Annotated in this window: 17 protein-coding genes and 1 pseudogene; 5 read left to right on the forward strand and 13 right to left on the reverse strand. The window is 41.9% G+C overall.

What is annotated here, in order from left to right; translation table 11 throughout:
• Nucleotides 1–99 precede the first annotated feature (99 nt).
• The 3 genes from RE317_RS03305 (at nt 100) to RE317_RS03315 (ending at nt 3,383) form a co-directional block, all read left to right on the forward strand.
• The gene (locus RE317_RS03305; RefSeq protein ID WP_151849436.1) at nt 100–834 is read left to right on the forward strand and encodes a YitT family protein; all 735 of its coding nucleotides are present in this window, start codon (nt 100–102) and stop codon (nt 832–834) included.
• Between the two features lie 516 nt (nt 835–1,350).
• Complete coding sequence (locus RE317_RS03310; RefSeq protein WP_151849435.1) at nt 1,351–1,644, forward strand: hypothetical protein; 294 nt, start codon at nt 1,351–1,353, stop codon at nt 1,642–1,644.
• Between the two features lie 899 nt (nt 1,645–2,543).
• Nucleotides 2,544–3,383, forward strand: a complete 840-nt coding sequence (locus RE317_RS03315) for a hypothetical protein (RefSeq protein WP_151849434.1) — start codon at nt 2,544–2,546, stop codon at nt 3,381–3,383.
• 122 nt (nt 3,384–3,505) lie between these two features.
• Here RE317_RS03315 and RE317_RS03320 read toward each other — a convergent pair whose 3' ends face one another.
• Complete coding sequence (locus RE317_RS03320; protein WP_303266147.1) at nt 3,506–3,739, reverse strand: hypothetical protein; 234 nt, start codon at nt 3,737–3,739, stop codon at nt 3,506–3,508.
• A gap of 232 nt (nt 3,740–3,971) precedes the next feature.
• On the opposite strand from RE317_RS03320, the gene RE317_RS03325 reads away from it, so the two are divergent.
• Nucleotides 3,972–4,751 (forward strand): hypothetical protein, encoded by a 780-nt coding sequence (locus RE317_RS03325; RefSeq protein ID WP_303266148.1) that lies wholly within the window; start codon nt 3,972–3,974, stop codon nt 4,749–4,751.
• Between the two features lie 237 nt (nt 4,752–4,988).
• A complete protein-coding gene (locus tag RE317_RS03330; RefSeq protein WP_303266149.1) occupies nt 4,989–5,252 on the forward strand; it encodes a DUF4848 domain-containing protein in 264 nt (87 codons plus the stop codon).
• Here RE317_RS03330 and RE317_RS03335 read toward each other — a convergent pair.
• The 12 genes and pseudogenes from RE317_RS03335 to RE317_RS03390 form a co-directional block, all read right to left on the reverse strand.
• Nucleotides 5,249–6,216 (reverse strand): annotated as a pseudogene (locus RE317_RS03335) (IS982 family transposase). The gene RE317_RS03330 and the pseudogene RE317_RS03335 sit on opposite strands and share 4 nt — an antisense overlap.
• Before the next feature lie 57 nt (nt 6,217–6,273).
• Complete coding sequence (locus RE317_RS03340; RefSeq protein WP_303266150.1) at nt 6,274–7,131, reverse strand: AraC family transcriptional regulator; 858 nt, start codon at nt 7,129–7,131, stop codon at nt 6,274–6,276.
• 312 nt (nt 7,132–7,443) lie between these two features.
• Nucleotides 7,444–8,043 (reverse strand): DUF6549 family protein, encoded by a 600-nt coding sequence (locus RE317_RS03345; protein WP_303266151.1) that lies wholly within the window; start codon nt 8,041–8,043, stop codon nt 7,444–7,446.
• A complete protein-coding gene (locus RE317_RS03350; RefSeq protein WP_195588897.1) occupies nt 8,036–8,242 on the reverse strand; it encodes a hypothetical protein in 207 nt (68 codons plus the stop codon). Before RE317_RS03350 ends, RE317_RS03345 begins: the two co-directional genes overlap by 8 nt.
• Nucleotides 8,243–8,264: 22 nt before the next feature.
• Nucleotides 8,265–8,564: a hypothetical protein gene (locus RE317_RS03355; RefSeq protein WP_151849367.1), complete on the reverse strand. Its 300-nt coding sequence runs from the start codon at nt 8,562–8,564 to the stop codon at nt 8,265–8,267.
• A 4-nt stretch (nt 8,565–8,568) separates the two neighbouring features.
• Nucleotides 8,569–8,727, reverse strand: coding sequence for a hypothetical protein (locus tag RE317_RS03360; RefSeq protein ID WP_195588899.1), 159 nt, complete (start codon nt 8,725–8,727; stop codon nt 8,569–8,571).
• On the reverse strand, nt 8,708–9,232 hold the full coding sequence (locus RE317_RS03365; RefSeq protein ID WP_195588903.1) for a hypothetical protein: 525 nt from the start codon (nt 9,230–9,232) through the stop codon (nt 8,708–8,710). Before RE317_RS03365 ends, RE317_RS03360 begins: the two co-directional genes overlap by 20 nt.
• The gene (locus RE317_RS03370) at nt 9,198–9,557 is read right to left on the reverse strand and encodes a hypothetical protein (protein ID WP_229101754.1); all 360 of its coding nucleotides are present in this window, start codon (nt 9,555–9,557) and stop codon (nt 9,198–9,200) included. Before RE317_RS03370 ends, RE317_RS03365 begins: the two co-directional genes overlap by 35 nt.
• Nucleotides 9,554–10,321: a PolC-type DNA polymerase III gene (locus tag RE317_RS03375; protein WP_195588906.1), complete on the reverse strand. Its 768-nt coding sequence runs from the start codon at nt 10,319–10,321 to the stop codon at nt 9,554–9,556. Before RE317_RS03375 ends, RE317_RS03370 begins: the two co-directional genes overlap by 4 nt.
• Before the next feature lie 3 nt (nt 10,322–10,324).
• Nucleotides 10,325–12,502, reverse strand: coding sequence for a DNA polymerase III subunit alpha (locus tag RE317_RS03380; protein WP_234168280.1), 2,178 nt, complete (start codon nt 12,500–12,502; stop codon nt 10,325–10,327).
• Entirely contained in the window at nt 12,499–13,041 is a 543-nt protein-coding gene (locus RE317_RS03385) for an NUMOD4 domain-containing protein (RefSeq protein WP_234168279.1), read from the reverse strand. Before RE317_RS03385 ends, RE317_RS03380 begins: the two co-directional genes overlap by 4 nt.
• Nucleotides 13,034–13,732, reverse strand: coding sequence for a site-specific DNA-methyltransferase (locus RE317_RS03390; RefSeq protein ID WP_303266152.1), 699 nt, complete (start codon nt 13,730–13,732; stop codon nt 13,034–13,036). The genes RE317_RS03385 and RE317_RS03390 overlap by 8 nt, the downstream gene beginning before the upstream one ends.
• Nucleotides 13,733–13,753: the final 21 nt, after the last annotated feature.

A 13,753-nucleotide genomic window follows, 5' to 3' on the forward strand; every position in this document is an offset into this window, starting at 1 on the left:
GAAGGTTTTATAGTTGTTAATATTTTGTCATCTCCAAATTGAGGACTTTAATAAATCTCCTATAATCTGCGATATTATGCAGCCAATTTTTATTTTTTCATGAAAGAAAGAATCATCTCGTTTTTATGGCAACATTTATTGCTCATTGTGTCATTGTTCATAATGGCATGTGGAGTAGCCCTCTGTGTACGGTCAAATTTAGGCAGTAGTGTGATTGCCGCCATCCCGTTTGTTATGACACTCGCAGGAGAAGCCGGCATGGCTCCCCAATTTACGATTGGAGAATATACTTACATGATGAACATCCTTTTTATCGGGCTTCAGATTCTCATCCTCCGCCGAGGTTTCCCACGGATGCAACTTTTCCAATTTATTATTGGTTTTGTTTTCGGTTTCCTATTAGATGTTAATATGTGGCTTACATCAATTATAGTATGTAATACCATATTATGGAAAGTGGTGGTACAACTAATCGGTTGCGTGCTGCTTGCCGTAGGCATCTCTTTAGAGATACGATGCGGCTCAGTCACTATGCCAGGTGAAGGTATTGTAGTAGCAATTGGCAAAGCTACCGATATTCCATTTGCCAAAGCTAAAATCATGGTTGATATCACTCTGGTTGTTATAGCGGTAGCTTGGGGGTATTTCTACTTTGGTACATGGCAATGGAAGGTAGTGGGTGTTGGTACTCTTATATCCATGATTATTGTAGGAATTATGGTGAAATTATTCGACAAGCATCTTGAATGGTTCAGTCAATTACTCTACTATCGTCCCGGATTCCGCCGATATATTTATGGTTTGGCCCGGTACATTTACGAGAAAATTCGGTAATATTTTGATCAGATGTCAGATATTTTAGTAGAAAACTACTCTTTGTGACCAAGCGAGTTATTTGACGGCACAGCATTGTGGACTGCTGAAAATTGCGCGGGGGTCTTCGTCAAATTCCGTGCTGTTTTATTTTTAAATATGCCTTGTCTTTATTTTATTATTTAGTTATAAATGAATATATTATATAGTAATAAAAATAGCATATATGCTTGTATTTTAGTAACTTTATAGCTAACCAAAGCATCTAGTTAGTATGTGTCCAAACATATCCGTTTTCGGCAAAAATAAAGAAAAAGAATCATTAAACAATCTTCAACCTAATAAAAGTTTTAGCCTTGTCTCCATCCGTCTTGTCGCGCTTGGCTTCAAACAGAACCATCTGACGATACATGGAAATCACATGTCAGTTCATTTATCCAGTATTCGCAAGACTTCCGTTTGCCCTTATTGCGGCCGGAGAACCCAACACGTACATAGTTATTATTCCTTCATATCCAGGCACCTGAAAGCTTTAACATGAGTACTGTTCTTCTTGTAAAAGCCCGTAGATTTCGTTGTAAACACTGTGTACGCACTTTCAGCGAGTCCTTAGCCGGTATAGCTCCCCATTATGGACGAAAAAAACAGAAAGTTTTAGACAGAATAAGTTCTGTATCTTTAAAAACGACTTCCCATACTACAGCCATAGGAATCGATGACGCAGCTAAAAAGGAAGGGCACACTTATATGAGTGTGGTTGTGAATCAACATAGTCATCAGATCATTGCACTGCTGGACTGCTGTTCGGGTGAAGAGTTGGATAGCTATTGATTAGAAAAGCAATAAATACAGTTTGTTACCAGAGGCAAGTCCGCCACTTATGCCGATGCCATAAGCCGTTGCCTTCCGGGTGCAATTCAGAAAAGAGACAAGTTTCATCTGATCAAAAAAATACTTGATATGCTGGCTAATGAGTTTTCCGAGCTACTACGCAGCTTTTGGGAAGTGAAGAAAACATATAGCTTCCCAACTGTACAGGAATGTACTCCATAATAAATACTGATAATAAGAAGTTTGCAAGAGTGACATCCAATTTTAAACCCTAAAAAGTAAAATTGGGTATTTTTTTTCTTTATTTAACGTATTATTCTTTTGTTACTTGTTTGATTTTGCACAGTCTTTGGTTTCTTAACTATTGTTTATTGTATAATTTACAAATTGGATATTGTGTCGTTGATGACATTATTATACTAATATTTATTTAAATCATTTTCTTTCTTTAACTTTTTTAGAGTAGGGAATCTCCCGAATAATTCTGTCTTTTATAATAGTAATACATTCCTTTAAAGGCTGATTTTGTGTTATTCTGTTTGTTTCTTGGTGCTAAACGCATTATTTATATTGGATAGGCATTTAGGTAATGAATTGAATATAACTTTTGGCTTTTAAAGTACATTTCATTTTGTCAATGAAATACTAATTAATGGGTATTTTACTGATAAGTAAATTTGTATGATTTTGCATAAATGCATATCGCAAAGATGCAAAAACGATTTATTTTATTGTGTTGATCGTGGATTTGTTTAAAACTCTTGTATGTTATACTTTTATTTTCATGCTTTGGGCATAATAATGAAATTGAATGGTTATTTGTAATAAAATACCAATCAATAGGTATTTTATTGTACAGGAAAAATCCTTTAATTTGTAAAAAACTAAATTGTATTAACATGAAAAAAATATTCATTCTTCTGTTCGTTTCCTTGGCATTATTTTCCTGTGAAAAAGAAGAAAATAATAAAATTTTTGAATATCAGTTGCTGCCAAGTGAGAACGTATCTAAACCATTTAGTTGTTTGGGGGAGAAACGTACTATTACTTTTACAATTATTCAAAAAACATTGATAGATGATATTTTAGATTCAGAGGTTCCGATTATTCCCAAGGATGTTTCGATAGAATTTGATAAAACTCTTTTTTCTGATATAGAGACAAAAATAAATGGTAATCAAGTTGTGTTAAATATAACCTCAAATATTAATAAGGAAGATAAAATTTTGAATGGTGATCTACAGATTTCTTACTCTACTATTAATGGTATAAAAGTAGACAAAATTCCCCTAATTATAGATAAAGGGAAGTTGACATTTGTGTATAAAATCCATTCGGAACAGAATCCTTTTGTTCTACCAGCTGAAGGTGGAAAATTTGAATTGCCTTTTACTTGCAAAAAACAACTCTATTTGAATGAATGTTTTATAGAGGAGGGATATTCATCATTAAATGGATTGAGATTTAAAACGATAAGTACTGGTAATGTCCGGTATCTTACGGTCAGAAAAGACGGGGAAAAGATCGGTTTCTACAAATTTACTTTTGTGGGAGAAGGACCATATAACCAAAAAACAGATCCAGAGTGTTATTTTAACATATACACCCATGATGCAAATTTAATTACAGATAATCCTACAGAAGTATTCAGACAGGATTTCATACAACCCCAGACCCCGGGTGAGGATTATTATAAACCTTCTCGCTCCTCTTATAAACATGGTACTTTTGATTTTTAACATATTCAGTATTAACCTTAATTATATTAATTATGAAACAGTATGTATATTATTGATTTTGCCAATTATGTTTTTAATTTCATGTTCATGTTCCGATGACACAGTTGAAGAAATGTGTGGCTCTAATCATGTTCTTTTTGCGAGATACCTTCAAGAAGTGATAAATATTTCAATGGATAATCCGGAAAGGGTGCGGTTGGTGGTGCAGGAGTTGGTACTGTCACACTACCTGTTATCGGTACAGTATCGGGAACTGCTTTAGATGGGTGGAGCGGTGCCTTAGTAGGAGTTGCTATTTTTTGCCAAAACATGAAAAAAAGCACTCTGATAATGATCTTTTGTCTATCAACATTCATTATAATCCCACTGCTTATTGATTTATTCGAACAGGAATATTATACAAAATGCTTTGTAATAGTTTTTTCGTTTATGCTATCTGTTAAAGGATTATGTAAAAAGATCGTACAAAAATCCTAATTGTTCATTTAAATAAATATCGCAGAAATGTAAATTGACAGTGGATTTATTTACAGCCCTTGTGTGTGATGCTTTTATTTTCATGCTTTGGGCACAATGATGAAAATCAATATGTATAGAAAGGTGACTACATTAATTCGTTTTGCAGTATTTGTTTTGTTTTGGATCATCATGTGTCCTCTTGGGATGTATTGTCAAGAATCGAAGTGGGTTGATATGAATCCTGTGAGAAAACGGTATTTGCGTTTTCACAAAGATTTTGCAGTTGATTCGGTTAAATATCCTATTTGGGAATATCAAAATTCTGTTATTTTTGCAAATTCCGGTGTTACTCTTCAATTCAAGAAGGGTGGGCCGTTTTTTTACACAGACCAAAGTCCTTTACATAAAGGGGAATATAATGTGTCGGGGGTAATAGCCCCATTGTGGAATGGTCACGTTTACGGCATGGGACGCCAAATGAATTTAATTGGTATTGGTGTTTTTAACTATGCTGCTATTGGATATAACAAATCATTGTCAGATAATTTATTTGCTGATGTTGCATTGCATGCAATGAAGTTGAGTACTCCTCGCCATGTGGATGAAACATTTGGTATATCGGGTAAACTTTCTTATTCCTTTAATTCCCGAATGAGTTTGCATGTATTTGGCGGTTTTTTATTTACTCCTGTTACTTCATTCAGCCGTAATGACTACGGAGGCAGTGTTGCTTTCGATATAACGGATTCTTTTGGAACGGAATTAGGTATAAGGGGTTATCGTGAATATCCTTTTGAACGTGGGGGAGTTACTCCTATCTTAAAGCCTTACTATAAATTTAAAAAGCATAAAGTGGAAATGGATTTTGGTGGATTGTTACAAGAAATAATATATGGATTGTTTAAATAAAAAGTATCATTTATGAAGAAAATAGTATTTGTATTGTTCGGATGTTTGATCATCTTTCAAAGTTGTAGTAATGTGTTTTATAACCATGCTAATAAAACGGAAAAGGTTACTGTTAAAGTAAAGCCTTTTAAATAAAATAATTGTTTAATACAAAATCATACACTGTGAAAATGGAATAGCGAAAATGAATTTATCGGTTCTGCACAAGAAACCATACCAGATGTTGAGGTTTCAACAATGGATATGTGGGTAAAAGAAACGGGAAGTGCTAGTGAGTACTTGAATATGCCAGTTCTTCATTTTAGAGATGAAGCGTATAGCGAGACGCTCCGGCAGCTTAAAAACATGACAGAAAATGAAAGATTTACTTATTTTCAGCAGTTGGGTTTTGAAGGAGCGTATACTTTATGGGAGCAAGCAGATAGGGGGCTCGATAAAATATTTGATATGGAAAGTGATGATTCTCACTTAATACAAGAGATGACCCGTTGGCGGAATTAAAATAGCGCATATTTAACTCTGCCAATAGTTTTTTCATTTTTGTAGTTAATATATTGGAGGATTGTAAGTGCGCTAATCTTCCCGACAATCCGGGTAAACAATCCGTCTGTATCTTTCGCATAATTCCTCATAATCATAAACTGGTCACACAATTGCGAGAATAGGGTTTCGATTCTTTTTCTCGCTTTGGCAAAAGCTGGAAATGTCGGCTTCCATTCTTTCTAGTTGCACCTGTATGGTACCTCCAATCTGATATTGGTTGTTTCAAACAAATCCAATTGTACTTGGGCACTTATATATCCTTTGCTCCCTATGACTGTACAATTACTATAGTTCACCTTCACATTCTTCAAATAATGAATGTCATGCACACTTGCCTTGGTAAGGTCAAAAGAATGGATGACTCCACTTAACCCACAGATCGCATGGAGTTTATATCCGTAATAATACATGCCTTGTGATGCGCAGTATCCGATTAAAGGTGCTTTCTCAAAATCCTTCTTTCCCATACTGCAACGCTTGGAACGAGCAAAACGACATACTTCTATCGGCTTCGAATCAATGCAAAAATAACCCTCACCTCTATCCATTTCTGAAGCCATTCTTTTTCGGATTTCATTGCATAGGGGATAAGTATTTTTACGTCTGTCATTGTATTGTCTGCGGGAGATTGGGAATTTCAACCCTATACTTTTGTAGCTTTGCAAACAACAGTGACTCACTGTCAATACCAACAGCCTCTGATGTCATGTTCAATGCCACTATTTCAAGGTCTGAGAATTAGGGAACAACTCCTCGTCTTGGTACATTTCTTGATTCATACTAAATTTCCGGCTATTTGCTTACATATGTTCAGGATTTTTGCGAATATTGTATATAGGTTGTGCATACGATATTTGTCCATTAAAAGTTTTCCCATCTTTAATCTGCTAAATATCAATAATATATATAACTTTTTATATATAAATCTTTTATCAATTTAATTCCACCAACAGGTTTTAATGTATAATCGAATAGACAATCATTTGTCAGTTCGGTTATTTTTCCTCCTCAACTGGCTGGGAGACACTCCCAATACTCTTTTGCAATATGTCGTGAAATAGGCGAGCGAACTGAACCCGAATTGTTTGGCTATTATTTTTAAGGAGAATTCTGAATCTCTGATTATTTCCCTTATTTGTTCCGCCTTCTTTTTTTGTATCCATTTATAGGGACTTTCTCCGAAACAAGAATGAAACTTCCGGCTGAAAGTTCGTTCTGAAACATAATATAAACCAGCAAACTCCTTGACAGAGTTCACTTTCCTATAGTTCTCCAGAACAAACCTCTCAAACCGTTGTCTGGCCTCAGCTGATGCAGCAAAAAAAGCCGTCAATTCTTTCTTGGTATAAAAGCCTCTTAATACAACAAACAGTTCCTGCTGTTTCAGCAAGTGCATATGCCTGCACAATAATCCTGTTTCCTGATATGTTCTGACAGATCCCAACACTTCCAGAAGAGGTCTTTTAATCGGAATAATCATATCATCCGTATCTGTTGTTGCATCCAGGATGGACAATGATCTTAAAAATAATTTGTCACAAATACTCATATTCTTGTTCCAGAACAAGAGAATGCATTCTGAACAGGTCGTAGCCCTTATCCGGATTCTCATGTTTTGGGGAATGAACATCATCCGGCCCTGTACAATCCGTAGTCCTTGGCTTTCGCCCAAATCGCAATTTACATCACCCTCAATCATGAAAAGAGTGCATGATGATTTATTGTTATCAACCCGGTATATGTCATCCTTGTCAAGCCGGTAACAACCAAATCCAAAGTCAGAATCCATTTGTTCATTTAAATCGGATGAATGCCCGTTCATACATAATAGTCTCATATTCTTTTCCTGAGTATAATCAAAGTTACTTTATAGCAATTATTTTGCAAATGTAATTGTCTGATAATCCATATCTATTGCCTTTTCAGTCCTATTATTTGTTTTTTTACCCCATATCTTTATTCGTTTTAATAATATCAATTTTATATTAGAAAATCGAAGACGAATACAGAGACGTTCCTTATACGGAAGTCAGTTCTGACAGTATCCTTAAGCCGATTGTATTCAGATTTGTTATATTTTTATCATCAGTAGATTAGTATATAACGAGATTTTTATAGATAATGTACAAATGCCAAATTTTATACACATTTATGAAGAAGAAAATTTTATATATTCTGAATATTTAATCTCCACATGCGGGTTGTCGCTTGATATGGTTTGTCGTATTGCTTTAATCCGTTTCCAAAGCCACCAGCCTTTGTATTCCACCCACACAGCCTGATGGATAGTCACTGGCACTTTTATATCCCCTCTGAGATGTCTGTCCTCAATCAAACCAGTCAGTTGTATATGTGGCGTTACCATTTCCACTTTTTGTCTGACCCGGAAAATGGAATCACGGATAATGAGTGTATCCCGGATACTGGCATCAACCGGTACCCTTACCTCTATTTTATGCCGTGCGGCTGCTTCGAGTTTCTTGATTTTGATTCCAAACCTCCTGATGGTTTCAGCGTCTTCGGCCCGGTACTCTTTGTATTCATCCACAGTAAGTCGCAATACTTTTGTTTCAAGGGCCATCGTTGCAGAATCGATCTGCATCCTTTTCATACAGGAAAGCAGCGCAGTATTGTTCATTTGGAAACGGTCGCGTTCCTCAGTGAGATATACCGCATGTCTGTGTTGCAGCCAGACAATCCCTCCGAGGAGAAGAAGGGCTGTTGATAATATTCCATTTAATTTATTCATAAGATATGGATTCTTCGGGGATGAACCACAGGAATTCATCCATATAAGTTTCTTCCAACAGTACAAGACCGCCATAATTCGTCTCTCTGTTTTGTGAGAGGTCCTCTACGACCATACCACGGCGACCAATCAGCTCGTCCAATCTCATTTGCGAGAGTTCGGGCGAGAAGATGATGGTGACATATGCATTCTTTATCATAACAGGTCTTTCCTAAATGTTTCTATTTGTGCGGTCCCTGGCATTTGAGCAGTTCACGGATATCCGCGCGAATTTCATGCAGATCATTTTGTAAAGTATTGAGCTGCATCATGGTGGCCTCAAAAACAGACTTGTCCAGTTTCATGGCGTTAATACGGTCATACTGGTTTTTGATTTCGGTCTCCATACCGGCACATTTCGTTTCCAACCTGGCAATCTGCGCCGTGTTGTTGATATGTTGTATGTACAGCGTCAGTGAAAACGATAGTACCACTACAATAACCTTGAAGTACTTTATTACAAATTCCTTGAATTGTTCCATATAATTATTCCATTAAAAGAGTGTATGCGTCCTTGATAGCCCTGAGCAGGAGTTCTGCCGCCGTGCTATCCCAAAATCCATAGACAATCAATGCGACCATGATTGCCAGATAAGTCCACCAGGCTATCTCCTGTTTGTCAATCTTATGCTTCCCTCTGGTCATCTTCTGTCGTTTTTTGGGGTACAATTACATTAAAAATCACATTGCCGTCATTACCCTCTATGCGCAAGCGGCTCTCTTCCTTGTGCCTGATGGGGAAAATTTCCATCAGCGCCTTGGCGGCATTGACCGACACGGCCCTAAGTGCCGCAGGAGAGAGGGGGACTCCGAAACGGTCCGTATAGTCCGAAGTGGCCGCCTCGTCCATGACGGCTTTGAGGGTTTCGGTCACTTGCAGTTTCACGGCCATTGTTTCCATTTCAAAGCGTTCCGAAGACAGCAATGTCCTGATGTGTGCCAATACATGGGGCTTGTTCATCAGGTAGTTGGCGGAAGCATTAGGATTCTTTACCGCATTCTCCCCAAACACTTCCACGAAACATTTCTTCGGTCGTCCCGCATATTCCAGGCCGCCATTCACATAGAGGTTGCAAAATTGCAGTTCCTGTTCTGTAAGTGGCTTTCCTTCCGGTTTATCCGGCATGTCCATTATCTTGTCTGATTTCATTTCCTTCTTTTTCTGAAAGAGTAGCGGGTTTCCAGTGATGAGGTTTTACAAAATCCGCTTTCTCATTAATTAATTGTTCCATCAGTGCTTCATAAAACACTTGTGCCAGCGCGTCGGCACACGCCTCGGCATCCGCCAGTGAATTTATAATCCGCAAATTGAACTTAATTTCAAGGTCATAGCCCGATATAAACGCCATAAGCTCATTGCCGTCATAACCTAATGCCCCATATGTCATACGGTCTGCAGTATGAAACGTGATGGTTTCCGGAATCGGGCCCTGCTGAATGTCTTTCGCATCTTTTTTATTGATATCCGTCATCATATTTTAAAGTGTTTACGGGTTTTCTCTTTTGTCTGTATTGTGATTGCTCCCCTTTCCACATGACGTAACCGGGAGGTATAGATACCAAGTATGTCAAGTGTGGCCGTTACATCGGCAGCCGCATCATGTGCATCATTCAATTCCACTCCCAATCGGGAGGCGATCAGCTCCAATTTGTAAGAAGTCACTTCCGGATCGGCTGCAAATGCCAGCCTCCCTACTGTAAGCGTATCGATATAGTGGGGCTGGAAATTACCGTAATAGTCCTTCGTTCCGGCAAAAGTTTTTTCAAACTCGGCAACCAGCCCGGCATAGTTCATCAATTGTTGTAAGAAACCGATATCAAAAGTGACATTCTGTCCGATCAGTATAGGTTTACACTGGTTGCCTTTCGACAAGGCGCTACGTTTGGCGAAGGCGATGATTTCTCCGGCCGCCGTCTTCATATCCACCCCTTGTGTACGTAACATTTCCATTGTGATGGCGGAATAGTCCAATGCTGTCTGCTCATATTTCATGGGGACAACCCCGGCTTCCTTCACCTGTTCGTGGCGGGTTCGTAACACTTTGCGACGGGGCAGTCCGGCATCCGCCTTGCCATAGGGGGCGATATATGCCTGGCAATGGTCGAACACCTGCCAGGTGTCGAAACGGACGGCTTGCAGGGCGATCTGGGTACAGGCGCATTCACGGCAGTCCAGACCGCCGGTTTCAAAATCCATCCCGATTCCCACATATACTTTCTGTTCTGTTTTTGGTGTCATGTCTTAGGATTGAATGAATAACATTGAGTTCTTATAGGTTTGGAGTGTATTGCATCCGTTATAATCACTGTAACGGACGACAGCCGTGAGAATGACCACCCGGCCCTTGAGAGTCTGTATTTCGGCGCGGTGTTCCATGTAGTAGTCGTTCCAGCAGACACATTCGGTAATGCGGTTGTTCTGTGAGAGTGTGAGCTTGGCGAAACGTTTCCGGCTTCCCGTTTCCCTGTCCTTATAAGTATGCTCCGTGACCTCCACGACCGTGGCGCAGACCGTTACCTTCCGGCCGTCGTTTTCATCCAGCGCCATCTCGTCCAGTGTCAGGTAAGAGGCTTTTCCCCTGACCTGTTTACGGGCTTCCGAGTTGTCGAAGATGCGTCGGTAATCAATACTGCCGATGCCCGATACGGCAATCTGCTGTTGCGACCAGAAGAAATGCCTCTCACGCATATCCGGGGGGAAGTCTTTTTCGGAAAGAGAAAATCCCAGTTCCCTGGCGGCACGTTCGAGCAGGGCGCATCGTTCGGTAACCGCCCCGACATTTTCCACGCGGTCAAAACATCCGGCAAGGACCATGTGCTTGACATGACGGGCATTTACGGGCACTTTCACCGCCTCCTCCGGGTTGTCCGGGTCATCCCAATAGCTGTACTTTTTGAGCTTGTAACGGAAAATGCGGTGTATGAAGTTCTCAATGCCGGTATACGCCCCGCTCCGGTCACGTTCCGTAACGATGTGTTCCACCGTCTTGACACCCATCTGTTTGATACGGGTAAGCGACCAGAATATTTCATCGGTAGCGTAGTCGGTGAAGAACTCCGTTCCCGAGCGGTTGATGTCCGGCGGCACGATCTTGGCTGACGAGCAACGTTCCATCTCCGCCATCAGCGGGGGAATTTCCTTGTCATCCGCCCATTGCAATGCTACGGTATAGAATGCCGACGGGTAATTGGCCTTGAGCCAAGCCCCGCAGTAGGCAGTCAGGGCATAGGCTGCGGCATGGGAACGGTTGAACGAATATTTTCCGGCCACCTCTATCTTGTGCCAGATTTCTTCCGCTTCATAGTCCGGGCAGCCATTGCGGACAGCCCCCGTAATGAAATCGACCTTGAGCGTAGCCATCAGATCCGCCTTCTTCTTGCCGATGGCTTTTCTCAACAGGTCGGTTTTGCCGAGGTCGAAGCCGCCGAGCGTGTGGGCTATGGACATGAACTGCTCCTGATAGCACATTATTCCGAACGTGTTCTTCGTCGCCTCGTAACAGCCGTAGTCATAGACCGGCGCCACTTCTCCCCGCCGGAAACGGATATAATCCTCCGTGGCCCCGATGTCGAGCGTGGCGGGACGGTACAGGGCGTTGATGGCAATCAGGTCCTCTATGCACTTTGGCCGCACATCCTGAATGAAGCGGGTGATGCCGGGTGAAGAGAACTGGAAAACATTCTGTGTGTTGCCTTCAGCGAGCAGCCGGTACGTCTTGCCATCTTCCAGCATCTCCTGTGTGATACGTCCTATGGACAGTTCCTGTCCGAAATGACTGTTGGCCAATGCGATGACGGCGCTGAGCTTGGCGAGCTCCTTTGTCGCCAGCACATCCTCCTTCAGCAGCCCGATCTCATCGACCGAGTAGCCGTCGAATTCCGACACCAATGCACCGTCCATCTTTCGGACAGGCAGGTAATCGAAACACTCGGCCGGTCTGCCGTCCCGGGCATCAGGTGTCACTATAATTGCGGAAGCATGTATGGATGCGGCCTTGGGCTGTCCGAGCAACCCGCGCACATCTTCAATGACTTCCGGATAGGTCTGGATAAACTCACGTAGTTTCCTGTTTGTCGTCGCCTGTATGAACAGCCCCGTCCAGTCCGTACCGTCATCTATCATGGCTGTGATATAGTTCACGATGGCATGCGGCACGCGGTGCACACGCGCCACATCCTTCAATGCTGCCTTGAGCTTCATGGTCGTAAAGGTTCCAGCCGAGAACACACGCTGGCGGCCATTCACATTGTAACGTTCTTCCAGATAGTCCTTGATCTCCTGCCGCCGGTCGGAAGCGTAATCGACATCGATATCGGGCAAGGACGCGTGTCCGCCTTCCGTCAGCCCTCTGTCAACGAACGAATCCATGACAGTCAAAGGGGTATCCGCTTTCCTGATTTTAATGTGAGTCACTTTCATCTTATATACTTCTTATATCGAACAATGGCGCTTACCGTCTGGCGGCTGACGCCGTACTGTTTTGCCAGGGTATTCTGTGAGGCTTTGCCGGAGAAATACTTCACCCGTATCTCTTCCGCCTGTGCGTTCGTCAGTTTGGCGTTCACACTTTTCTCTCCATAATCCTGTTTGAACCCGCCCGCAATGGCGTGTTCCATATTCCGTTGGTGCGTACACATTTCCAGATTGTTCGCGGTGTTGTTGTATCGGTCACCGTCAATATGGTTCACTTCCAACTTTGGATTCCATTCCGGAAGGAAGTGTTGTGCCACGAGACGGTGTACGGAGAATTTTGTCCCGACGCCCTCCTTATAAAGCCGCACACAGTCGTAATATGAGGTGGTCCCGCACCAATGGCTCATGATCCGTTCAGGCTGTGTCCGGGTGATACCGCCATGCGATACCTGCCGTTCCAGGCTCTTGATGCGCCCCTTGTTGCTGATTCTATACTTCCCTTCATAATTTTTGATATCCACCCAGATTTCCCGGGTGTCAGTCATTGGCTATTCTGTTATATGCTGTTTGAAAAATATCCCGGTCTATCTCCACGCCTATGAAGCGCCGTCCCATGTTCCTGCAGGCGACAGCAGTACTGCCGCTGCCCATCGCAAAATCAAGGACGAGGTCCTCCTCGTCGGTATAGGTGCGTATCAGATATTCCAGCAAGGCAACCGGTTTCTGTGTCGCGTGCAGGCAGGACTTCTGCTTGTCCGTCTTGAATCTCAATACACTGCGCGGATAGCGTTCCGTGGAGATGTAGTCCCGGTAATTGTCATGCTTCCGATATATCTCCCCGCTGTCACACTTGCGCCGGTGGTCGGCCATTACGATCTTGCACCGGTGCCCGTCCGTTTTGACGGGGTTGTATTTGGGCAGCCTGTCATAGAACACGAGAATGTCCTCGTGCGCTTTCATCGGCATACGCCCGGCATTGAGAAAACCTGTCGCCTGTGTCTTCTCCCAGATCCATTCATAACGCAGCTTTTCAAGATTGGAACAGCCCAATATGCTGGTAAAAGGATGCTGGCAGAACAGCAGTATGGGAGTTCCGGGGGCAGATACGCTTTGTATGGCATTCCACATCCCCCGAATATCTATCACGGCATCCCAGCGGCAGTGTGTCGTACCATATGGCGGGTCTGACAATACCATGTCGGCAACGATGCCCTGCCCTGCCAGTAGGGGCAGCACCTCGAGGGCGTCACCCTGGTA

Source organism: Phocaeicola sp. GP0067, from assembly GCF_031119655.1.
GTDB lineage: Bacteria > Bacteroidota > Bacteroidia > Bacteroidales > Bacteroidaceae > Phocaeicola > Phocaeicola vulgatus.